Origin of the sequence: Paenibacillus sp. JJ-100 (genome assembly GCF_948329825.1) — a bacterium.
In the GTDB taxonomy this organism is placed as follows: domain Bacteria; phylum Bacillota; class Bacilli; order Paenibacillales; family Paenibacillaceae; genus Paenibacillus.
In genome coordinates this window covers 1-24,003 of sequence record NZ_CAOJCM010000017.1, presented here as the reverse complement: position 1 = coordinate 24,003, position 24,003 = coordinate 1, and the positions used below count along the sequence as shown (strand labels likewise).

The window sequence follows — 24,003 nt, the reverse complement described above, 5'->3', positions numbered from 1 at the left end:
AGCGCACGCGGTCTGCCGGATAATCCGGGTCAAGCGGGACATAGGCTCCGCCCGCTTTCCAGACCGCCAGCACAGCGACCAGCAAGTCCACCGAACGCTCGGCGAGAATACCGACGAGGGTTTCCCGGCCGATGCCACTTGCACGTAGCGTAGCCGCCAAGCGATTCGCGCGTTCGTTCAGCTTCGCGTATGTCAGCCGGTCGTTTTCGTACACGACAGCCTCTGCTTCCGGTGTGAGTTCCGCTTGTTCCTCGAACAAGCGGTGGAATGCAACCGCTGGAACAGCTTCTGTTTCCGACTGCGCTGGATTAAATATGCCAAGAATTTGCTCTTTTTCCGCCGATGTTAACAAGCTCAGTTCGGAGATCTTCGCATCTGGACGGCTTACAATAGCCGCAAGCAAATGTCCAAAATGATTGGACAACTGTCGAATCGTACTCTCCTTATAAAGAGCTGTTGCAAATTCAAAGATGCACTCCAGGCCGCCATCTTCTTCTGTAACATCTATACTCAGGTCGAACTTGGCCATACCATAATCGCTAGGATATTGGGATAATTTCAGCCCTTCCAGCTCTACCTTTTTGTCCTCCAAGTTTTGGAGGGAGAACATTGTGTCAAACAGCGGGTTGCGACTCAAATCTCGGCTGACCTGCACTTTGTCGACAAGCTCTTCGAACGGGTAATTCTGGTGCTCGTAGGCCCCTAAAGTCGTTTCTTTTACTTCTTCCAAATACATGAGGAAAGTCTTCTCTGAAGACGGATAATTGCGAAGCGCCAGCGTATTGACGAACATTCCGATTAAAGGCTGCGTGTCTCCATGCGTTCTGCCTGCAATTGACGTTCCAACGACCACATCGTCTTGACCCGTGTATTTATGCAAAAGCACGGTATAAGCAGCAAGCAGGACCATATACAGCGTTGCTCCGCTTTGAGCAGCCAGCTTCTTCAAGCCTTCGTTCGTTATCGCGTCCACATAAGAAGTTAGTGATTGACCCTCATAGCTCTGTATGGCAGGACGAGGGTAGTCCGTCGGCATTTCTAGAACCGGTAGTTCACCTTGGAAACACTCCAACCAGTATGCTTCCTCGCGTTTCAACTGCACCTTTTGCTCTTCCGATTGCTGCCATACTGCATAGTCTTTATATTGAATGCGCAAAGGCTCTAATCGATCGCCGCTATACAGACGAACCAATTCCTCAACGAGCACCTCCATCGAAATGCCGTCTGAGATAATATGATGCATATCGAACATCAACAAATAACGTTCAGATGTGAGTTCCACAAGCTTGGCTCGCAGCAACGGAGGTTTCGCTAGGTCGAATGGCCGTATGAATGCCTGCACAATTTCAGGAGCTTCTTCCTCACATGCATGAAGGTGCTCAACAGCAAACTCAACACTCTCATGAATACGCTGTACAGCTTCGCCTTCAACAATCTCATAGCCGGTTCGCAACGTTTCATGCCGTGCGATCAGTCCGCGGAAAGCCTCTTCCAGCAGACTCCGGTCAATCGAACCTTCCAGCAGCAGTACACCCGGCATATTGTAGCTCTGATTGGCTCCTTCCAGCTGACTCAAAATATACAACCGCTTTTGAGCAGAAGAAAGTGGATAATAAGCTCTACTGTCTGCCAGCGGAATCGACGAGAATGACTGCACTTCAATTCGTGATATCGCCCGTGCCATATCCTCGAGTGTCGAGTAGCGGAACACGTCACGGAGTGGCAGCTCAACGCCCAGCTCCTGATGCACCTTGCTCACCAGTGTTGTTGCCCGTAGGGAATGACCACCCAGGTCGAAGAAGTTGTCATGAATGCCGATGCGCTCCATTCCGAGCACGCTTTGCCAAATTCCAGCCAGACGGACTTCCAGCGGAGTACGAGGTAAAACAAGTTCTTCGTCCGGCTGCAGGCTATCCTCCGGTGCCGGAAGGGACCGACGGTCGACTTTACCGTTCGTCGTCAGCGGGAGCCTCTCCAACTGGATCAGGTATGCCGGGATCATATAGGACGGCAGTTCCCGGGAAAGTATACTCTTCAACTCGACTGTCGAAAGTTCGCAATCCGCTTCATAATAGGCGCAAAGCTGCTTCTCACCCGTGCCATGCTCCCGCGCGAGTACTGTCGTTTTCCGAATTCCCTTTACTTTCTGAAGCTGAGCCTCGATCTCGCCCAGCTCTATGCGGAAGCCGCGAATTTTCACTTGATCGTCCGTCCGTCCCACGTATTCGATCGTGCCGTCCGGCAGCCATTTTGCCAAATCACCTGTTCGGTACATGCGCTCTCCTGGCATAAACGGATTCTTCACAAATTTCTCTGCTGTCAGCTCTGGCCGATTATTGTAGCCCCGTACCAAGCCTTCTCCGCCGACACAAAGCTCCCCAACCACACCAATCGGTAGCAGCTTGTTCCGACGATCGACGATATACACCGTTGTATTGCTGATCGGACGCCCAATGGGTACGGTCGCTGCGGACTCATCAACGAAGTCAACCGGAAGATACGTAGTATAAACCGTGCTTTCCGTGGGGCCGTACATATGGATGAGTCTGCCTGGTCCGATATGGGCAAGCGCTTTACGCACATGGCCGACCGACACACGCTCTCCTCCAAACAATATCGCCCGGACATTCCGCAAGCAGTCGGCGTTCACATCCACAAGAACGTTGAAAAAGGCTGTCGTTATAAACATGACTGAGATGCGCTCTTGTTGGATAATAGACGCCAGCCAGCCGATCTCTAGCAAAGCCTCGCGAGGGACTAGCACTAATCGCGCCCCGTTGGTCAAAGCACCGTAAATATCGAAAATCGCTCCATCGAACGAATAGCTTGAGAGCTGGAGTACATGATCCCGGTCGGTGATATTAATGTAATTCGTACTTTGTACGACCCTTACGATGTTACGGTGCGAGACAAGGTTCCCTTTCGGTTTGCCCGTTGTACCTGATGTATAGATGACGCAGGCGAGATCTGTCGCTTCAATATCCAAATTCAGATTTGTGTCATGCTCATGATAGGAGGTCTCGTCATCCAGTAAGATCAAAGTGCCTGAATCCACTAGACGTTCACATAAATGACTCTGGGTCAACATAACCTGTACTCCCGAATCCTCAATCAAGAATCGAATACGCTCCTCAGGATATTCCGGGTCAACCGGTACGTAACCCGCTCCGGCCTTTTGTACTGCCAGCATACCAATCACCATTTCAATGGAACGCTCAGCCATAATAGCAACAAGATGGCCTTTGGATATGCCGTGGCTACGCAAGGTACGGGCAAGGCGGTTGACACGTCTATTCAGCTCACGATAGTTCAGATCTTGCCCATTCAAGAAGATCGCTACTGCATCTGGAATGCGATCCACTTGCTCTTCAAACAATTGAACGAGCGTTTTTGCACGTGGAAATTCCCTAGAGGTGTCGTTAAAGCGTCCGAGAAGTTCCGCCTTTTCAGCCTCTGTCACAAGTTCCAGCTCGGCCACCGTAATTTCTGGGTTATCCGTCACCTGCTCCAGCAGATGCACGAGGTGCCCCTTTAGCCGCTCGATGCTATCTTTATCGAATACTTCGGCGTTATAGTCAAACCGGATTTCGATCTCGGCTCCCGGCACCACGGTCACATTGAAGTTATAGTTGGTCTGTTCTTCCATCTGAACGTCCGTGATCGTCAGGTAGCCGTGCTTCTGATCGCCCGCTTGCTCCATCTGCTCGTCCACCGGATAATTCTCAAAAGCAATGATGTGGTTAATCAGGTTCTGCTTCTGTACGCTACGGGCTTGAATTTCATACAAGGGATAGTAATCGTAGCGCCCCGAATCCAGTGCCCTTTCTTGGAGCTTCACCATCAGATCCGAGAACAAGGTGTCCGCATCACTTGTGACGCGGATCGGCACGGTATTGATGAACAGCCCGATCATCGACTCAATGCCTGGAATTTCAGCAGGTCTCCCAGCCACAACGCTGCCGAATACGGCATCGTTTGTCCCGTTATATTTTTGCAACATCACGCCCCAAGCAGCTTGGAGCAACGTATTGACCGTAACCGCTCTCTCTTTCGCCACCCGATCCATCCGTTCACTCAAGTCCTTGCCAAGCTCTGCAGTGACATGATCAGCAATGAACCTGCTGTCCAGTACAGCTTCTTGTTGACCCGGAAGTACAATCTGCCCTTCATAACCTTCCAGGAATGTTGTCCAATAGTCTTGTGCCGCCTGATCATCCTGTTTATCCAACCACTCGATATAAGCACCATATTCCGAACCCGTATCTCTAGCAATCTCTTTGCCGGATGCCAAAGCTGAATATGTCTCAAACAACTCCTGCGTCAGCTGCGGCAGACACCAACCGTCCATCAGAATATGTTGAAAACTCCACAGCACATGATAGCTTTGTTTGGCAGTACGCAGAATCGTAACCCGAACAAGCGCATCACACTCCATGTCGAAGCCACGTAACTTGTCATCCTCAGCCCTCTTATCCAAAACCGCTTGTTTCTCGTCCGCCTGCAAATGAAGCAGCTCTTCATATTCAAATGCGACGGGCTTGTCACGGTATATGATTTGCAATGGCTCACCCGCAGGACCTTTCACAAAATTCGCCCGCAGCACCAGATGACGTTTCGCAAGCTCTGTCCAACTCTTCTCGAATAACTTGACATCAAGTGCTCCATGCATCGTAAAGCGCGTCTGCTCGAAGTAAGCACCCGTTTTCCGATCAAGTGCACTGTGGAACCACATCCCCTTCTGCATCGGCGTAAGCGAGTAAATATTTTCAATTTCCCCAAGATGGTTTGAACGCTGGACGATTTGCTCCAATTCAGTAATGGTCAAGCCTTTATACTGCAGATCACTCGGCGTCAATTCGATATTATCTTTACCTGCGCAGTGGGTAATGAGTTCTCGGAGACTTTGCTCAAGGTACCGGCCGAAGGCTTCCATCGTTTCCTTGCGATACTGCTTGCGGCTATAGCTGAGATCGAGCGATAAAGCACCGTCAAGCACCATACCATTGATATCCAGCACAAAGCTTCGGGCTTGCCGATCGCTGGCCGGGCTACCGCTGGAATAAGTAGATATGCCAATCTCATCTTGGTGGACCTCATCGTCGAACTGACCGAGATAGTTAAAATTAATTTCTGGCTCTGCGCCCCAACCCATGCCATCCTCCGATTTGGAGAGATAACGGCATACGCCGTACCCAATCCCCTTGTTCGGAATGCGGCGTAAGCTTTCTTTAACCTGTTTAATCTGATATGCCAAATTTCGGTCTGTTTCTGGTTCCAGGACAACCGGAAACTTCGTTGTAAACCAGCCGACTGTTCGTGTAATGTCAATTTCCGTTCCGATCGATTCGCGTCCATGTCCCTCGAGATTGATCCGCACCCTTTCGTGTCCCGTCCATTGGCGAACAGCTATGCCGAGTGCTGTGATCAAAATATCGTTCATGTCGGTGTTATAGGCTCGGTGAACCTGCTTCAGCAACTGATCTGTTTCTTCGGGGGTCAAACGAACGAATAGTGATACGCTGTCCTGCTGCGTTGTAACGCCCGTCTCCATATCCTTCGGTATAGCCGGAACCTCAATCTGTTCCACGGCCTGCCAATATAATCGTTCTTTCGCCAGCTCCGGGCTTTCTGCGTAAGCGACCAGCTGCTCGGACCAAGTACGGTAGGCATCTGTCTTCGCCGGGAAACGAATATCCTCGCTTTTCCCAGCCTGCTCGTAACCGAGCGCGAAATCCTCCATCAAAATACGCCATGACACACCATCCACCACGGCATGATGAACAGCGAGCAGCAAATGATCGCCGTCCGCACATTGAAACAGACCTGCCTTCACGAGAGGTCCGTTCCCCAGATCAATGCCTGCTTGAATGTCCGTTGCCTTCGCTTCCACAACCTGCTCGATATTCTTCGTATCCTTGAAGTCGAATACCTCCAGTGTGAATAGCCCACCTTCTTGAATCGCGCGAATCCGAGCTCTAATCCCTTGTTCCGTTTGATAAAATACCATCCGCAAAGCATCATGATGCTCAACCAGCTTTTGCAGTACATGTCTTACAGCTTCTTCATCGAAGCGTTCCTTCCGGTACAGCATCACCGACTGATTGAAATGGTGTGAATCCACAAAGGAGCTCTCGAAAAACCAATGCTGAATTGGTGTCAGCACTGTATCTCCTGTTATTTCGCTTTGATCAATGAAACGTCCAACCGGTTTCACATGCAGGCTGAGCTGTGAGATCGTCGGATATTTAAACAAATCCCGGATTTCCAGCTTGTACCCGGCTTGATGAAGCCGCGAAGAGACTTGAATGGACTTGATCGAATCTCCACCAAGCTCGAAGAAATGATCCGTTACCCCAACTCGATCAGCATTCAATACTGCCTGCCAAACTTCAGCAAGTGTCTGCTCCGTTTCATTACGGGGAGCTACGTACACGCTGCCAGTCAGCGCGTTTCCTTCCGAGGCAGGCAAAGCCTTGCGATCAATTTTGCCGTTCGGCGTCAGCGGCATCCGTGGAAGCTGAACAAAATGCGCCGGAATCATATAGGATGGCAACTTTTGTGCCAATGCGCTTCTAATTTCACTCAGCGTAAGCGGATAGCTCGCGACCAGATAAGCGCACAGTTCTTGACCGCTTTTACCTTCCTGCGCAACTACAATCGTTTCCTGCACAGACTTGATTTTGCGAAGTTGCTCTTCAATCTCACCGATTTCAATCCGGAACCCACGAATTTTTACCTGATGGTCAATCCGTCCCAAGTACTCCATATTTCCGTCTGGCAACCAGCGAGCGAGATCTCCCGTCCGGTAAAGGCGTTCTCCTGGGGCAAACGGATGTTCCACAAATTTTTCGGCTGTAAGCTCTGGCTGATTCAAGTAACCTCTCGCAAGTCCCACGCCTGCCACACACAACTCGCCTTCAACTCCAGGGGGGACAAGCTTCAGATGAGCATCCATAATAAAAATCTGGTGATTGGCCAGCGGTCGTCCGATCGGAATCACTTTATGATCCTGCTGCTCCTCATTAGCATCCCAAAGCATTGTTACAATGGAAGCTTCCGTAGGACCATACGCATTAAAATAGTGGACCTTCGTTTTCCACTGCTGCACGAATTCAGCCGATACCGCCGAGCCTCCCGTTATAAGTTTCGTCAAGCTTGGAAGGCGATCCGGGTCCAAATATGCGCTATACGTCGGAGGCAAAATAGCTGCCGTGATTGCATGCTCGTTCATATAACGCTCAAACAGGCGAGTGTCAAGAATGGTCTCGGCCGTTGGAATGTACAAAGTCGCACCAAAATAGAGCGCTTTGAACATTTCCCAGCAGGAAGCATCGAATGACAGGCTGGCAAATTGAACAATTCGATCATGCTCCGTAATCCCTAGACTGTCTGCGAACATTAACTTCAAGCTCACCAAACCTCGATGCTCCAGCATGACCCCTTTGGGTTTGCCCGTCGTACCTGACGTATAGATGACATAAGCAAGGTCATTCGGGCCACTAACCCGCTCTAGGTTCGAATTATCATCGCTATAGGATTGCTCTTCATCCAGCGCCAATACTGTCCCATGGAAAGGGACCTGCTGTATCAAATCATTTTGGGTCAGCAGCAGCTGCGCGTTCGAGTTCTCGAGAATGTAGCTGATGCGCTCTTCCGGGTATTCCGGATCGATGGGTACATAAGCACCGCCAGCCTTGAGCACTGCCAGAATGCCAATGATCGTCTCCAGCGATCTTCTGACCATCAAGCCGACGAGCTGATTGGGCAACACGCCTTTGGATCGTAACGTTCGCGCCAGCTGGTTCGCCCGCTCGTTCAGCTCCCCGTAGGTAAGCTTCTGCCCCTCAAAAACAACTGCCGTCGCTTGGGGCACCCGCTGCACCTGCTCCTCCACAAGCTCATGAATCGTCCGATCATGGGCATATTGCTTCTCGGTATCATTGAAACGATGCAGTAATTGAAATTTCTCCTCTTCAGACAGCATATCAATCTCTACGATCTCGAGCTCCAATTCGTGAAGTCCCACCGTTAGCAGACGACTTAGATGACCAATAATCCTACTCATGAATTCGGGATCATATAGTTGCTCGTTATAAGAGAGCGCTAGTTGTACAGCACCATCTGCTAAACTAAATTCAAAGAAACAATCCGTCACCACGTGTTGTCCGATTCCATCCAGGTGAAGCTCTTTCAGGGATACTAGCGTGTGTATAACGGGTGCACCGTCTGTATATTGCAGATCCAGCTTCTCTGTCATTTTCAAGAACGGGATATGTTGATACTGGATCGCTTCAGGGAGTGAAGTCCTTAGTTCACTCAGAAGTGTTTTAAAGGTGGCACCCGCCGGGAGCGAGTTTTTTAAGATGACTGTATGATTAACGGAACGACGCTTCTCCGTCTTTTTCCGTACAACCGGCATACCCACCAGAATATTAGAAGAACCGGCATATTTATATAGGAGCGATTGAACACCAGCGAGCAAGATCATAAAAGCAGGTAACGGAGCTCCCTTGCTCATTTGTAAGACACGCTGCGCCGCTTTCTCTGAAAGCGAACCATGGACAGTCTTCATTATGGGTGCCAACGAGCTTGGTGCTTTGCTGTAAGGCAGCCGGGTCAGAGTATAATCATCACTACCGAGTTTATCGTTCCAAAATAACGTTTCTTTTTCAAAAGCCACCTGGATCGTTCCCCTCTCTTCATCGGTAAAAGCAATCCGGTAGAGCATATACCGTAGTAACGCTCCCCGCCTTTTCGAAATGTGACAATGTATTAATGACTGCTTGCACAAAATCGCAGCTTTGCTCTTTCGTCTGAACCCATTCGGGCGATCTCTGCCTAGCAGTTGACCTTAAAACTCTCATATAGTTTTTTTGTGCACTACAAGTGATATGACTTCTGGTTCCATGCTTCGACATACTTTCTCTAGATAGAAGCCGAAGCTGGATTAAGGTTTAATATTGTGGATCGGAATTGGTTGTGGGGGTGACAAGGGAAGTTGCTCCCATTGTTGTAAGATGTTCTGTAGCATTCGAGTAGGCCAGTATAAAATCAGCCGCTCCATCTTCGGTTTTGCACCGAAGCTGCCTTGGTTGGCGAAGCCTATGTTAAGGGGTAACGATACGCGATACGCTCTATGTACAACTTGTTTATTCCCCCGCAGCCCTAATCTGGATTAGTTAAGATTTGGCTGCGGGGTAGTCATCTTTTGCTGGAAATAGGTTTGACCATGGACTTTCGTAAAACTTAAAGAAAGAGCACCTCAGATCTGCGTTGATCTCCCTAGGCTACCATAAGGTTAAGGTACCGCAATCGCAATTTCGATTAGCTTGTGAGAAACCTTCCTGTAAGGTAAAAATGTAATCGTGACATCAGCTTGGTGCGATCCCACAACTTCTACATTTCCTGCCGGGTGGATGCCCGCTTAACCAAGTCTAGGTTGTGACCAGCAAACTTTCAGTCTCCTGAGCGATCACCTGCTGAATACTAGACTTGATAATATCGCAGCCGGCAACCAGATTTTCCATGGAGACGGTCAACGGAGGCATGATCTTCAGCACAAGGTCTCCTCTGCCAGCTCTTTCAATAATAAGCCCATTCTCGAAGCTGATCTCTGTCATCTGCTTCGCTCCGGCTTCATTCGTAATACCCGATACATCAATGCCCCAGATCAAGCCGAGTCCTCTGATGGCGATCGATGGATGCAAAGGCTGGATTTCTTTCTCAAGGAAGGATCGTACAAATTCTTCCTTTTGCTTCACTTGGGTTTCCAAGGCGATGTTATCCCGGAATTCAAGAGCAGCTTTGGCAGCCACAAAAGCAAGCTGGTTACCACGGAAAGTACCATTGTGCTCGCCTGGCGCCCAGAGATCCAGTTCAGGCTTTAGGAGCAGAAGTGACATAGGCAGGCCGTACCCACTGATCGACTTCGATAGAGTAACAAGATCCGGCTCGATCCCTGCACGTTCGAAGGAGAAGAATTCCCCTGTACGACCACAGCCGACTTGAATCTCATCGGTAATAAGCAGGATATCGTGCTTGCGGCATAGCTGCTGCAAGCCTTGAAGCCAATGCGCATCAGCGACATGAATTCCGCCTTCGGCTTGTACCGTTTCAAGTAGGATGGCAGCCGGCTTGTCAATTCCAGAGTGTGAATCATTCAGGATATTCTCAATATAGCCGAGTGTATCCATTTCTGCGAAAGCCCCACTCGGGTGCGGCATAAATGTAACTCCGTCCAGAGGAAGCCCGGCCCCTTCCCTCATGGATTTGGAGCTTGTTGCCGACAAGCTGCCGAGAGACATACCATGGAATCCACCCATAAATGCAAATATCCCGGTTCTCTTCTTCGCCTTGCGTGCCAGCTTCAGAGCTGCTTCCACTGCGTTCGTCCCCGTCGGGCCACAGAACTGAAGTTTGTAATTCAACTTTTTAGGTTCCAGAATCCGCTCCGAGAAGGTCTGGATGAACTCACGCTTGGCCATCGTATACATATCCAGACCATGCATAATTCGGTCGGAGGTCAAGTAATCGAGAATACGATCCTTGATATAATCGTTGTTATGACCATAATTTAGTGCACCAGCACCAGCAAAAAAATCAATATATGCTCTTCCGTTCTCAGAATATAACAAGTCTTCCTTGGCCCGGTCGAATACCACCGGAAAGCTTCTGCAGTAAGATCTTACGTTGGATTCCAGCTTTTCAAAAATGCTCATGCGCTTCATCCTCCATCGGAATTGGGATAAGGTTAGCTTCATTCTTTCTCAACCTGTTGACTTCATCGAGCAACACATTCTCGGCTGTCATTTTCCACAATTGTCGGTCAAATCGCATGCAGGCTTGCTGGGTAGCCAGTGGATTAGTATCTCACACTTAGCTTAGGTATGTATTAAAACCCTCCAATTCAATTTTTTAGTATAATTGGAAAGTCGACCTAGGTAGAATTATATCAAAATTCTATAGATTGTATAGTAATTTTTGGTTAAATTAGTTCTACGGAACATTAAATGTTAACATTTGGCGCAAAGATGAGTGAATAAAGAGGAAATATCATGCTTATTTTCACTAAAGAGAGAATTTCTATACGTTTCGGCAACCTAGAGGCAATGGCATATATGGTATATATTCCCTTTACATATTCTCTCTCGGAGCTCCGAATCCTTGCTCTTTACAATTATTTAACATGACGTTCTGATGATGTCATACGAAGTGTGAGACCTTTGTCTGTACAAATATCAACTTGGTTGAACTCTATTCCTCCTCAGCTCGTGTTGTTAAGTATTATCGAAAAATAAAAAAAAGGACACTCCCGCTACTTCGTTTGCGTGCGTCCTGATCAGAGGTGGTGAATGGCTATTTACTTCATAATTAATGTCATTCTGTATTGATATCATATGTATATTCTTTTTTAAAACATAAAAAAAGGAGCCCCGCATCACTCTCTCGGGCTCCTTTTTTATGTTAATCATTCAACTTTTCCATTCAACTTTTGTTTCAATTCACAATCTACTAATACTGGGATAAAATTAAAATTTTAATTATTTCAAATCCAAACCTTTTACTCTACTGTTACACTTTTCGCCAAGTTACGTGGTTTATCGACATCGTGACCCAGAGCCAAGGATGCATAATAAGCCAGCAATTGCAGAGCAACAACAGACAGAGCAGGGCTAAGCAATGGCAGCGTCTTAGGTATCGCAAATGCTTGGTCAACGGATTTCAGCAAAGGAGCTACATGCTCTTCGTACGTGATCGCCAGTACGTCTGCACCACGTGCTTTCACCTCTTTAATATTACTTACCGTTTTCTCCAACACGTTTTCTTGTGTTGCCAGAGCAATGACTGGAATACCCTCTTCGATCAACGCAAGTGTACCATGTTTCAGCTCACCTGCAGCATATGCCTCAGAGTGGATATAAGAGATCTCTTTCAGTTTCAGCGATCCTTCTTGAGCTACCGCATAATCCAAACCACGGCCAATGAAGAAAAGATGTTGATGTTTGGAAATCTGCTCTGCATATCCTTTAATTGCATCTGCTTGTTCCAGCATGGATTCCACTTGCTCAGGCAGTGCTTGCATTGCTGCCAAAGTGTAGGAGATCTCTTCTGGAGTTTGTGTACCACGAACTTGGGCAAGGTACAGACCAAGCAGATAGAATGCAATCAACTGGGAAGTGTACGCTTTAGTAGAAGCTACCGCGATTTCAGGACCAGCCAATGTGGCAATCACGTCGTCTGCGTCACGTGCAATCGAGCTACCTACAACGTTAGTAATTGCCAATACATGTGCCCCGTTAGATTGTGCTTCACGCAGTGCTGCCAGTGTATCTGCTGTTTCACCGGATTGGCTCACTACGATTACAAGTGTGTCCTTGTTTACAATCGGAGAACGGTAACGATATTCTGAAGCAACATCTGTTTCAACCGGAATACGCACCATTTGCTCAATTACCGTACGTCCAACCAGACCTGCATGGTATGCCGTACCGCATGCAATAATCTGAACGTTACGAATATTTTTAATTTGCTCTTCCGTCATTTTGAGCTCAGGAAGTTGAACTTTTTTACCTTCATTGTCGATACGTCCCAGCATCGTATCACGATATGCCTTTGGTTGCTCATGAATTTCTTTCAGCATGAAATGCTCAAATCCGCCTTTTTCTGCGGTTACCGCATCCCAATCGACATGAATCATTTCCCGAGAAATAAAATTGCCCTCAATCGTCATCAATTCGACAGCATCATGTGTCAACACAGCCATCTCACCGTCATTCAGAATGTACACATTACGTGTATATTCCAAAATCGCAGGAATATCAGATCCAATGAAGTTCTCCCCTTCACCAATACCGATAATCAGAGGACTTGCTTGACGCACAGCAACAAGCTTCTCAGGCTCATACTCCGTCAATACTCCCAGCGCGAACGCCCCACGCATAAGCGTGATCACTTTTTGTACGGCTTTAACGATATCGCCATCGTATTCACGTGCAATCAGGTGTGAGATCACTTCAGTATCCGTTTCGGAAGTGAACGTGTGACCTTGAGAGATAAGCTCATCTTTCAGCTCCAGATAGTTCTCGATAATACCGTTGTGAACTACAGAGAACTTTTGGCTCTCATCCGTATGTGGGTGGGAGTTCTCATCCGATGGTTTACCATGCGTAGCCCAACGTGTATGTCCGATTCCGGCATTACCTACCAAAGGTGTACCTTCCAGCTTTGCTTCAAGATTCGCCAAACGTCCAAGAGCTTTCGTAATTTGCAGACCTTGTGGTGTAAATACAGCGATACCTGCAGAGTCATAACCACGATACTCGAGTTTCTTCAGTCCTTCGATCAATACCGATTGAGTGTTCTTATTACCAATATATCCAACAATACCGCACATAGTTTAGTTTCCTCCGTTTGTATATGAATACTGTGTCGGGAAGAGAAACAGGCAGCTATGGACGTGTTGGAAAATGATAGATTGCTTAACGTATCATGAATATCATTTTCTATTCAATTTTCAATGATCAGAGTGGCCTTCAGCCATCCCGCTGTAATCATGCTCTATTACGATTGCAATCATGAATGTACATCATTTTCCCGTCCGGGCACTGTTTATGCTCTACACGCACATTCATTTTTAGTTTTAATTCTACTCCTGCACCCATCGGTACGTTGTGTGGACAGTTACCCATCCATTTTCCGCAATCCGATTCACGGCTCTGGTGCATCACCGGGAGGTCCCCGCCGAACAATCCGAACACCTCCACCTCGTCAGCTTGATTGCCGTCCATGTTGATCATGTCTACTCATTAGCAAAGAGACATAAACAACATGCGCCCCGCGCAACTCCAAGCTCTGGCGCTTGTGTAACTGTAACCTTACAACCCTCACTTTCTATATCTGAATAACGACTCCACTCATTATATGCACCTCGAGTCCATTTTGCAATGGAGCAAAGTACCTGTAACAATTTCAGCATATTTACCCACGCTCCCGACCAGATAATCAGACCGATGGTCTTATCCGGCCAGGACGTAGGAACAATACATCTTTGTTAACATTTAATATCAAATCAACCTCTGTATATCCATATGCTAAGAAATCAATCTTGTGAAAATTCACGCTTATGCCGCATTAGAACAGGCCTTTTTACTAAGCTAAACCAGTTCTTTTTGCACAACATCTGCAATCTGGGATACAAACTGCTCCAGTTCATCCTTATCTGGGCCTTCCGCCATAACGCGGATCAAGGACTCCGTACCCGATGCACGAACCAGCACACGACCGTTATCCCCCAGCTTTTCTTCTACCTCAGCAATGGCTTCACTGATCGCAACATTTCCTTCATATTTACTCTTGTCTTCAACACGGACATTTACCAGTACTTGAGGGTACTGTGTCATGATCGCTTTCAGCTCACTGAGCTTTTTACCTGATGCTTTCAACGTATCTACCAACTGAATCGCTGTCAGCATACCATCACCAGTAGTATTATAATCCAGGAAAATAACGTGACCTGACTGCTCGCCGCCCAGGTTATATCCGCCACGACGCATTTCTTCCATCACGTAGCGATCCCCTACAGCTGTTTTTGCCGTTTTGAGAGCAAGCTTTTCTGTTGCTTTATAGAAACCGATGTTACTCATTACCGTAGAGACCACAGTACTGTCTTTCAGCTTGCCTGCGCGATTCATCGCATCACCACAAATGCACAGGATGAAGTCTCCGTCCACTTCAGCTCCCGTTTCATCAATAGCAATCAGGCGATCCGCATCCCCGTCAAAAGCAAGTCCAAGATCCGCTTGATGTTTGAGGACCTCTTGTTTCAGGTGTTCTGGATGCGTCGAACCACATTGCTCGTTAATGTTGAGACCATTCGGTTCTGCACCAATAGCAATGACTTCTGCACCAAGTTCACTAAACAATTTTGGCGCCAGCTCATAAGCCGCCCCATTGGCACAGTCAAGTACAACTTTGAGGCCTGAGAACGATTCGGATACGGTGGTCTTCAGGTAGTCCAGATAACGATAACGAGATTCTTCATCCATCATCACAGTTCCAAGACCTGCACCAACAGGGCGTGGAAGCTCATCTTTTCCAGCATCCATCAACTCTTCAATCCGGTTCTCTGTTTCATCCGACAGCTTGAAGCCGTCTCCACCGAAAAACTTAATCCCATTGTCCTCTACAGGATTGTGGGAAGCTGAGATCATTACACCTGCATCGGCTTTGAGCAGACGAGTAATGTAAGCAACACCCGGGGTAGACACAACTCCAAGACGAATGACATCTGCACCAATAGACAAAAGTCCTGCAACAAGCGCTGATTCCAACATAAGTCCAGAAATCCGTGTATCCATACCAATGACTACCTTCGGTCTTTCTACACCGCCTGCAAGCACATATCCGCCACATCGTCCTATGCTGTATGCTAGCTCCGCTGTTAACTCTTTGTTGGCAACTCCTCTAACACCGTCTGTACCAAAATATTTACCCATGATCTAACTCCTTCTATATGCATCATATATAAGCGCATCAATATAATTTTTTGAATATGATTGAAAATAAATATTACGGATTGGAGCCTGATTTACTGCCATTATTACTAGTATTAAAATTATTGTTTACACTGCCACGATTTGTTGGTACATTCCCCTGCTGACTCTGATCCTGATGTTCCGTATTCGATTCATCTTGCTCTTCCACAGGATCTGTGCCTGGCTGTCCATTTTCCACTTCTGCCGGTGATGGATCTGGAGTAGTCTGATTATCTTCATTCGTATTTTGCTCTGGCGGAGCAGTTGTCTCTTCGGCCTTTTCGCTAATTCTTACTGTACTGCTCAAATCATTAGACGCCTCATCCAGCTTAGCGAACCTGGGCAACTCAGCTTCCAGTTTGATTTCATGCGTCCCTGCACCAAGACCTTTAAGATTGCCTGTAAGTTTAATGTCACCGACATTTAAATCTTCAAGCATAATACGAGAGCCAGTTAGTGTAATGTTCAAACCTCCACTTTTTGGAGTAACCAGCTCACCTTCAAGCCCATTTCCTAAGCCAACCAAATTAATCGGCACGTTAGGAAAAACTTTGGTTGTGGTCTCGACTTCATCATAAGGAGACACAGTTACTTTAATTTGAATCGAACTAGGCTCGATTTTCTCAGAACCTGAAGGCGGCGTCAAGTCTACGTCAACGGTCGACGTACCGGCCTGAGTAAACTGTGTAAGATCAAGGGTAGCTTGGTCGTAGGACTGTATACCCGCTAGTACTCCCTGACTCCCATAAATCGAGACCTCTTTCACGTTTGGCTCGACGGTGGAGAGTACCAGTCCCTCTGGCAGTTGTCCTAAATATTTGATCCTCAAGGGCACTTTTGTATAGGGCTGATTGACTGGAACACGAACTTCTACGGTTTGTGGAGACAGTATTGCATTCTCAATCACTTTACCCTCAGCATCATATGCCTGTAGTTTCACTTTTTTCTGAATTACATCTTCCTTCGCATCTGTCACGCTCACACTGCCCTGAACACTCGCCACAGCGTCAAGCTGGCCTTCAGGCAAAGTTACCTTAACCAGAGACGAAGGTGCCACAACGGGCGTTCCAGCCGTATATCCTGCCGAAGGCTCTCCTTCGGGTACAATATTCACGTTAAAGGATTTGGTGCCCAATTTTTCTACATTCACAGTAACCATGGAAGGTTCCATACTCACCACTTCAACTCCAGAAGGCAGATCGGGTACAAGTGGTAACGTGTTTGAACCATCCTTAACCTGGCTCAAATCGACCAGTACCTTATAATCATCATTTGTGAAAATGGAAGTTAACATTGAGCGCTGTCCCTTGATCTGCAGCCTCACCTCATCTATGCTAAGAGACGTCAGAACATACGTGTTACTATCCAGTCCATACGGCTGAACAGGCACAGTACGCTCTACGACTTTGCTCGATATGCCTGTTGTAATTGTTGGTGTTGTTGGCACTTCATCCAGATGAATCATAAACCAGAGAAGCAAGCTTACGGCTAGCGCAAGTATTTTGGCAAACGTATTATTATTGAACCATTTATCCATTTTTACGTCCCCCCTTCCGTTTCCAGAAGGTTGACCATGCATTCTTTTTGCTCAGATTGGAGGTTGGACGCAATTCCTCATACAACTTGGCGATCAGGGACTCTTCGTTGATATCACGAACCACCTGTCCGTTCATCGCCAGAGATACTTGTCCCGTCTCCTCCGAAACAACCAGACAGATTGCATCGGCCACCTCAGTTATTCCGATTGCCGCCCGATGACGTGTCCCTAATTCTTTGCTGATAAATGGATTCTCGGATAATGGTAGATAACAAGCAGCTGCAGATATTTGTTTCCCTTGGATAATAACGGCGCCATCATGAAGCGGTGTGTTTGGAATAAAAATGTTAATCATCAACTCTGAGCTAACAAGAGATTGCATTTTGATTCCTGATTCCGTGTAGTCATTCAACCCTGTTTCGCGTTCAAAGACGACGAGCGCACCAATTTTACGTCGGGATAAATAATTAACGGACTTAATAATTTCACCAATTAACGTTGTTAATTCTTCATCACTCGCGGCAGCTGAACGCCCGAATAACTTGCCTCGACCCAGTTGCTCCAGACCACGGCGAAGTTCAGGCTGGAAGATTATAAACACAGCAACGACTCCGAAAGTAAACATTTGGTTCATCAGCCATTTGAGTGTATACAAGTTTAGCCATGTGCTTAAAGCCCAGATCAACACAAGGAAAAGAATTCCTTTCAAAAGCTGAACCGCACGTGTACCGCGCACAAGCAAAATCAGTTTGTACATAATATAGGTAACGATCAATATATCGATAACGTCCTTAATGGACTCTTTCCACGTTAAGTCAGCAAAATAATTCATAAGCCAGCCCCCGCTATCCCCATTGATGAGTAAACCATGATCTCATATTAACCATTCAGGATTTTAGTAATCCCTTCTACGAATGTACATAAAGTTTATCTATATGTAGTATGTTCTCTTTACTATCTAGGTTATAACGTTACCGCTCAGGTTGCAAGTTACTCCAGTCACAAACTTCGCATAAGTTCATTTTCACGCTTTCTATATTCAAAATCCAAAAAAAAAGAGTACCCCACGCAATTCGGAGGTACCCTGCTTGGTATATACCAGAAGTTATACCGTGATTTAGCGGTAAGCCACTTCATTTACCATATTGGTTATTTTGTACCAAAACCAGTCCAGTGCTTGGTCAATGCTTTTCACCTGACCTGAAATGTGCGCTGTTGAGGCTTGAAACAGTTGTCCGTCAATGACCGTCAGATTGCCATTCACATCACCGTATACCTGAGCGCTTCCATTCTCTATCGTAAGATCGCCAGCAACTGACTTTCCTTCAGGAATAATAACCGTGTTGCCTTGAATCACGAGCTGATCCAGACTGCTCCCTTTAACGACCAGTTCACTATTCTGATTCCAGAAATTGAAGGCGCTAAAGAGCATCACGACCAAAAAGAAGGCTGCCGCCGTCAGCGCGGGATGTCCTTTAACCCATTTAAGCCATACTTGCTGTCTCTTGGGCTGTGGCAGAGCATTCATAATTCGATTGGTCAGCTCATCCGAGGCAGACGGTGAATAGTGTTTCATGGCAAAGAGTAGCATTTCCGTCTGTTCCAACTCTTTAAAGCGCATGCGACAATCCGGACAGTTCAACAGATGACCTTTTAATTCAACCTGATGTTCCGGGGACAACGACTCATCCAAACATTCATGCATTAAAGAGACGGCCGAGTTGCAATCCATATGAGAGCCAATCCTTTCTTTAGACACTTGGTCCATGCTAACCTGTAAAAAGGAAGCATAAGACTTGCATACATTACATACGCACCCGCTTCAGATATGTTTCAAATAATTCGCCCAAAATTTCGGATGCATTTTTTTATAGTTTATACTCCAGTTTTTTGCGTAGAAAATCACGCCCCCGGTGTACTCTTGTCTTAATCGTTGTTACAGGCATACCTGTGACATCACTGATTTCTTGCAATGACAAATCCTGCAGGTATCTTAAAACCATAACAGATTTGTACTTAGCAGGTAAGCTGTCTATAGCCTCACGAATAAGAGTCTGTGTTTCTGAAAGCAGAGCTTCGGTCTCTGGTGTTCGATCATCACTGGGAAGCATAGCGTAACCGTCAGACCCTTCCTGATCGTTGATCTCGGCATCAAGGGAGAATGAAGGTTTCTTTCTACGTAACCGGTCAATACACAGATTAGTTGCAATCCGATAGATCCAGGTTGAAAACTTCTGGTTTGGATCATACTTTTCCATATTTCTAAACACACGCAAAAACGTCTCCTGAACAACGTCTTCTGCTTCATGACGATTGCTCAGCATCCGATATGCCAAATGAAATAACTTGTCTTTATATAGTTCAACGATTTCCGCAAAGGCTCTCTGGTCACCCTTAAGTACCAGTTTCACAAGCCTGTTCTCCACATTGTCCACCCTTATTCCCCCAGACATGCTGATGGGTTTTCCGTCTACTAATACCCGTCCACACTTGTAATTCACCAATCAAATCGTAAATCAACTTTGGTCAAAAATCAAGACTGTATGACAAATATCCTCCAAAAACAGTAAAAACGGGAACTCCCTAAGGAGTCCCGTTTAATCTCGCCTCCGCAAAGGTGAGATGTTTATTGATTTATCTCCTGAACCATTCAGCATGTAAATGATCCGGTTATGCATCAGCCCGTGTTACGTAATCCTGCTGCAATACCGTTGATGGTTAGCAGTACTTCTCTAAGCAATTCTGTATCATCTTCACCACGTTCTCGCATGTCTCGCAGCTCACTTAGAAGCTGTACTTGCATGTAGGATAGTGGATCAACGTATGGGTTACGTAAACGAATCGACTCCTGAATAACAGGTACATCATCCAGAATTTCAGCCTCGCCCGTAATTTTCAGGATAAGCTCTTTGGTAAGCTTGAATTCAGCTTCGATCTGACCGAAGATACGATCACGAGCCTCCTTATTGGAAGTCATGGCCGAATACTCCTTGGCTATGACGAGATCCGCTTTGGCTATCGCCATCTGTACCGTATCAATTAGTGTACGGAAAAACGGGAAGTTGCTATACATGTCTTTCAGAACGTTCAGATTTTCTTCTTTGTTCTGATAGTAGCTTTGCAACCCTGTGCCTGCCGCATACCATGCCGGAAGCAAGTAACGGCTTTGAGTCCAAGCAAATACCCATGGGATCGCACGCAAGTCCTCAAACTTATCACTATTTTTCCGCTTCGATGGACGTGAGCCAATGTTAAGCTCACCTACCTCCGGAAGTGGTGTAGATTCTTTGAAGAATGCGAAGAAGTCGGGGTCACGGAAAATGAGATCCTGATACTTCGTTAATGACACTTGTGAGATCTCCTTGATGATCTCATCCCACTTCTGCTCAGAAGCTGACTCTTGGGGTTCCAGACCGTTAAGAGCTGCTGTAATGAGTGCGGAAGTGGCCTGTTCCAGACTGCGGTAAGCAATCCCCTGGAGAGAGTAACGAGAGGAAATAACCTCGCCTTGCTCTGTAATCTTGATCCCGCCACCAATTGTATGCGGCGGTTGAGCCAGAATACTGCGGTTCAGCGGCATACCGCCGCGTCCAAGCGCACCACCACGTCCGTGGAAGAACTTCAGCTTGACGCCATGTTCATTGCCAACAGCCGTAATTGCATTCATCGCTACACGCAGTTCCCAGTTTGCAGTAACTACTCCGCCATCTTTATTACTGTCAGAGTAACCGAGCATAATTTCATGAAGCTCGTTACGCCCTTTCACACTTGCACGATACACAGGTAGATTAAACAACCTCTGCATAATATCAGATGCTGCATGAAGGTCATCAATCGTCTCAAAGAGCGGAACAGCCTGTAATGTAGAGTTGACCTCACCATCTGCTCCTTTGGAGAATAGACCAACCTCTTTGGCAAAGACCATCACTTCAAGCAAATCACTTGCCCCTTGCGTCATACTAATCAGGTAACTCGTGATGCAACTTGTACCGAACTCATTCTGCGCACGTTTAATGGTGCGGAATACATCCAGACACTCTCTAGTCCCTTCCGTGTATTGATGGTAAGGAGAAGTGAGAGGCCTTGGATCATCCAGCAAGCGAGCAAGCAGATCAATCTTTCCATCCTCTGTTAGACGTGCATAATCATCTACAATATTCATTTTAGCCAAAATTTCTGACATCGCGTTTTCATGCTCTTTGCTATGCTGACGCACATCTAAGGCTGCTGTGTGGAAACCAAACAGCTCAACCTGACGAATCATTTTGCGAACGGTTGTGTCAGCGACATAGTCAGCAAAATGGTGACGGAGACTGCGGTCAATAATTAACAAATCGTCTATCAGCTCTTGAGCATTATGATAACGATCTGGCTGACCTACTTTGTTCTCATCAAGAACGTTGTTCAATTTGGCAATCATGTAAGCCAGTTTAATGCGATAAGGCTCTTTTTCATTACGCCAAATGTCCCCTTTTTTCAAAGTAACACAGCTGCGATCCTGCTCAATTGACTGCGCCAGCTCATCCGAGATACGAATGATGTTGGTGCTGAAACTGAGGTGATCCATTAGTTCAATCATAATCCGCTGATACTCACGCAAGGCGAGCTTGCGCTGCATGAGCAGCGTCTGCCATGTTACATCTGAAGTTACCGAAGGATTTCCATCTCGGTCTCCACCAATCCAGGAACCGAAACGCAAATACGTCGGCACATGCCAATCATGGTCTGGATAATATTTATTCAAGCAGCGTTCCAACTCTTGATATACGTCTGGAAGTACATGAAACAATGTTTCATGAAAGTAATACATACCGTTACGCACTTCATCAAGTACAGTAGGTTTCCGATCACGCAGTTCGTCTGTCTGCCATAGAGTAATAACCTCATTAAGTAGCTTCTCCCGCAGCTGTTCACGTTCACGCAACGTCAGCGTAGGATTATCGAGCAGCATGACATCTTCGGAAATCCGTTTATGAATATCCAGAATAACCCGGCGCATTGCCTCGGTTGGATGAGCTGTCATGACGAGTTCCAGAGATAAATCATCCAGAATCTCTTCTACTTGGGTATGGGACAGGCCACGTTCTTTGAGGTCTTGTACTGCTTTTTCAATTGAACCTGGCTGTACAGTATCTCCCGCAGAACGCTCATAGTCCCGTTTACGCCGAATCCGATGGTTTTGTTCAGCAATATTAACTAATTGAAAATAAATAGCGAAAGCCCGAATAATTTGATGTCGATTGTCCGAGTCTAACTCCTTAATCATCGTTTTGAACTCTTCATACAGTTCCGGCAAAAACTCTGCACGCAATGATTTGCTCGTTTCACGAATCTTCTCAACGATATCAAGAAGCTCCGTGCCGCCTTGATGGACAAGAACTTCTCCCAGTATATTGCCCAGGAACCGCACGTCTCGCCGGAGCAGGTTGTTAGATTGGCTTTTGCTGGCGGTTACCATAGTTTCAGTCATGCTTATCCTCCCATCTGATCGTTCCATTCGTACACGTGTGTTTAACACCTTCATAACATCATACAATAAAATGGTACGAAAATCTTTATTTTTATACTAGAAAAAATGGGGATTATCCCCGATTTACAGCACAAAAACACGCTTTTTTATTCATTTTCTTATTCTGCTTTAATGAATGGTCATTTACTGTCACTTAAAACATTCTTAATGTACTTAACACAATTCGGACGCCTCATACCTATTCTAAAAACTTTATAATTATACAGTCAATTTGAATAGAACTGAGGTGTACATTTAGAAAATTCCGTTCTTCAGTTTCCATTCATTGATAGCAGAGTGCTCCAAAGAAACATGACCGGCAAAGCAAGCTTTTGTATACTTTACCACAGTGATGCAATAAATTAAAGATGAAATTTTAAAATTTTAACACTTATGTTCGAGTTTTTAGTATTTTTTAACCAATTATTTGCCTTTCCTTATCATTTTAGTTCCTCCATAAGTTAACACTCCTCCTGCTACATAATGTTCTTGCGAATTTGGGCAGATTACTTGGTAGTTCGTACAAAGAAAAAGGAGGAATTCACTTCATGAAAAAAGCCACAACAATTGTTGCCTCAATGCTTCTGGTTGCCGCAATGGCAGGTTCTGCTGGTGCAGAGGGTTACATGCCTAACGGTACTGACGCCAATGGTACACGTGTCCAATCGTATCAGAACAGCAATTACATGGACCGAACAAACAACAACCTGAACACGAATATGGATGGTAACTATCGTACAAACGGAAATTACCGCAACAATGGGGATTACCGGACAAAAAACGTTCGTACGAACGCAGCCACTACAGACCGTGACAACGGAACGAACTGGGGATGGCTTGGCTTGCTGGGGCTGTTAGGATTAGCCGGTATGCGTAAGAGAGCAACAGATCATCACGAGCGTTAATATAAGGATCACATTGTAAAAAGAAATCCTTCGCTACACGCTTAGTCATAACCAAGCGTAGCGTATAGAAGCTAAGACAGCCAAAACCTCTGTAGCGGCTCCGCACAGAGGTTTTGGCTCTTAGAATACATAAGTTGCGATCGACGCGCCAGATCGCCTCCTGGACACTACAGCCACATTGGAAAGCTTTCTCTTCTGACTAAAACAAAAAGCCTCTGCTATATGCAGAGACTTTGATCTTAATCCGTAAGCGGGTGATGGGAATCGAACCCACGCTATTAGCTTGGAAGGCTAAAGTTCTACCATTGAACTACACCCGCACAAAGCAAAATCGGGATGACACGATTTGAACATGCGACCCCCTGGTCCCAAACCAGGTGCTCTACCAAGCTGAGCTACATCCCGATATGAAAGGTAATATGGCGCGCCCTGAGAGATTCGAACTCCCGGCCTTTTGATTCGTAGTCAAACGCTCTATCCAGCTGAGCTAAGGGCGCAAATATTGGAGCGGAAGACGGG

Annotated in this window: 11 protein-coding genes and 3 tRNA genes; 1 reads left to right on the top strand and 13 read right to left on the bottom strand. The window is 46.4% G+C overall.

Going from position 1 to position 24,003, the window contains the following annotated elements; all coding sequences use genetic code 11:
- The 10 genes from PQG66_RS25135 to ppc all read right to left on the bottom strand — a co-directional run.
- A partial coding sequence (locus PQG66_RS25135) for a non-ribosomal peptide synthetase (RefSeq protein WP_272040588.1) occupies nt 1-8,728 on the bottom strand: 8,728 nt, incomplete at its 3' end.
- A 706-nt stretch (nt 8,729-9,434) separates the two neighbouring features.
- Entirely contained in the window at nt 9,435-10,718 is a 1,284-nt protein-coding gene (ectB, locus tag PQG66_RS25130; protein WP_272040587.1) for a diaminobutyrate--2-oxoglutarate transaminase, read from the bottom strand.
- Between the two features lie 842 nt (nt 10,719-11,560).
- A complete protein-coding gene (gene glmS / locus PQG66_RS25125; RefSeq protein WP_272040586.1) occupies nt 11,561-13,393 on the bottom strand; it encodes a glutamine--fructose-6-phosphate transaminase (isomerizing) in 1,833 nt (610 codons plus the stop codon).
- A gap of 157 nt (nt 13,394-13,550) precedes the next feature.
- Entirely contained in the window at nt 13,551-13,796 is a 246-nt protein-coding gene (locus PQG66_RS25120) for a hypothetical protein (protein ID WP_272040585.1), read from the bottom strand.
- 357 nt (nt 13,797-14,153) lie between these two features.
- On the bottom strand, nt 14,154-15,494 hold the full coding sequence (glmM, locus tag PQG66_RS25115) for a phosphoglucosamine mutase (protein ID WP_272040584.1): 1,341 nt from the start codon (nt 15,492-15,494) through the stop codon (nt 14,154-14,156).
- A gap of 73 nt (nt 15,495-15,567) precedes the next feature.
- A complete protein-coding gene (locus tag PQG66_RS25110; protein WP_272040583.1) occupies nt 15,568-17,070 on the bottom strand; it encodes a CdaR family protein in 1,503 nt (500 codons plus the stop codon).
- Nucleotides 17,063-17,902: a diadenylate cyclase CdaA gene (gene cdaA / locus PQG66_RS25105; RefSeq protein WP_272040582.1), complete on the bottom strand. Its 840-nt coding sequence runs from the start codon at nt 17,900-17,902 to the stop codon at nt 17,063-17,065. The genes PQG66_RS25110 and cdaA overlap by 8 nt, the downstream gene beginning before the upstream one ends.
- Nucleotides 17,903-18,187: 285 nt before the next feature.
- Nucleotides 18,188-18,802 carry a zf-HC2 domain-containing protein gene (locus PQG66_RS25100; RefSeq protein ID WP_272040581.1) on the bottom strand — a complete coding sequence of 205 codons (615 nt, stop codon included), beginning with the start codon at nt 18,800-18,802 and terminating at the stop codon, nt 18,188-18,190.
- A 136-nt stretch (nt 18,803-18,938) separates the two neighbouring features.
- Nucleotides 18,939-19,505, bottom strand: a complete 567-nt coding sequence (sigW, locus tag PQG66_RS25095; RefSeq protein WP_272040580.1) for an RNA polymerase sigma factor SigW — start codon at nt 19,503-19,505, stop codon at nt 18,939-18,941.
- A 242-nt stretch (nt 19,506-19,747) separates the two neighbouring features.
- Nucleotides 19,748-22,540, bottom strand: coding sequence for a phosphoenolpyruvate carboxylase (ppc, locus tag PQG66_RS25090; protein WP_272040579.1), 2,793 nt, complete (start codon nt 22,538-22,540; stop codon nt 19,748-19,750).
- Between the two features lie 587 nt (nt 22,541-23,127).
- On the opposite strand from ppc, the gene PQG66_RS25085 reads away from it, so the two are divergent.
- Complete coding sequence (locus tag PQG66_RS25085; protein ID WP_272040578.1) at nt 23,128-23,484, top strand: WGxxGxxG family protein; 357 nt, start codon at nt 23,128-23,130, stop codon at nt 23,482-23,484.
- Between the two features lie 249 nt (nt 23,485-23,733).
- Here PQG66_RS25085 and PQG66_RS25080 read toward each other — a convergent pair.
- The 3 genes from PQG66_RS25080 to PQG66_RS25070 all read right to left on the bottom strand — a co-directional run bounded on the left by PQG66_RS25080 (nt 23,734) and on the right by PQG66_RS25070 (nt 23,981).
- A tRNA-Gly gene (locus PQG66_RS25080) sits at nt 23,734-23,804 on the bottom strand.
- Nucleotides 23,805-23,815: 11 nt separating this feature from the next.
- Nucleotides 23,816-23,889 (bottom strand) — tRNA-Pro (locus PQG66_RS25075).
- Nucleotides 23,890-23,904: 15 nt separating this feature from the next.
- Nucleotides 23,905-23,981: transfer RNA gene (locus PQG66_RS25070), tRNA-Arg, on the bottom strand.
- Between the last annotated feature and the right edge of the window lie 22 nt (nt 23,982-24,003).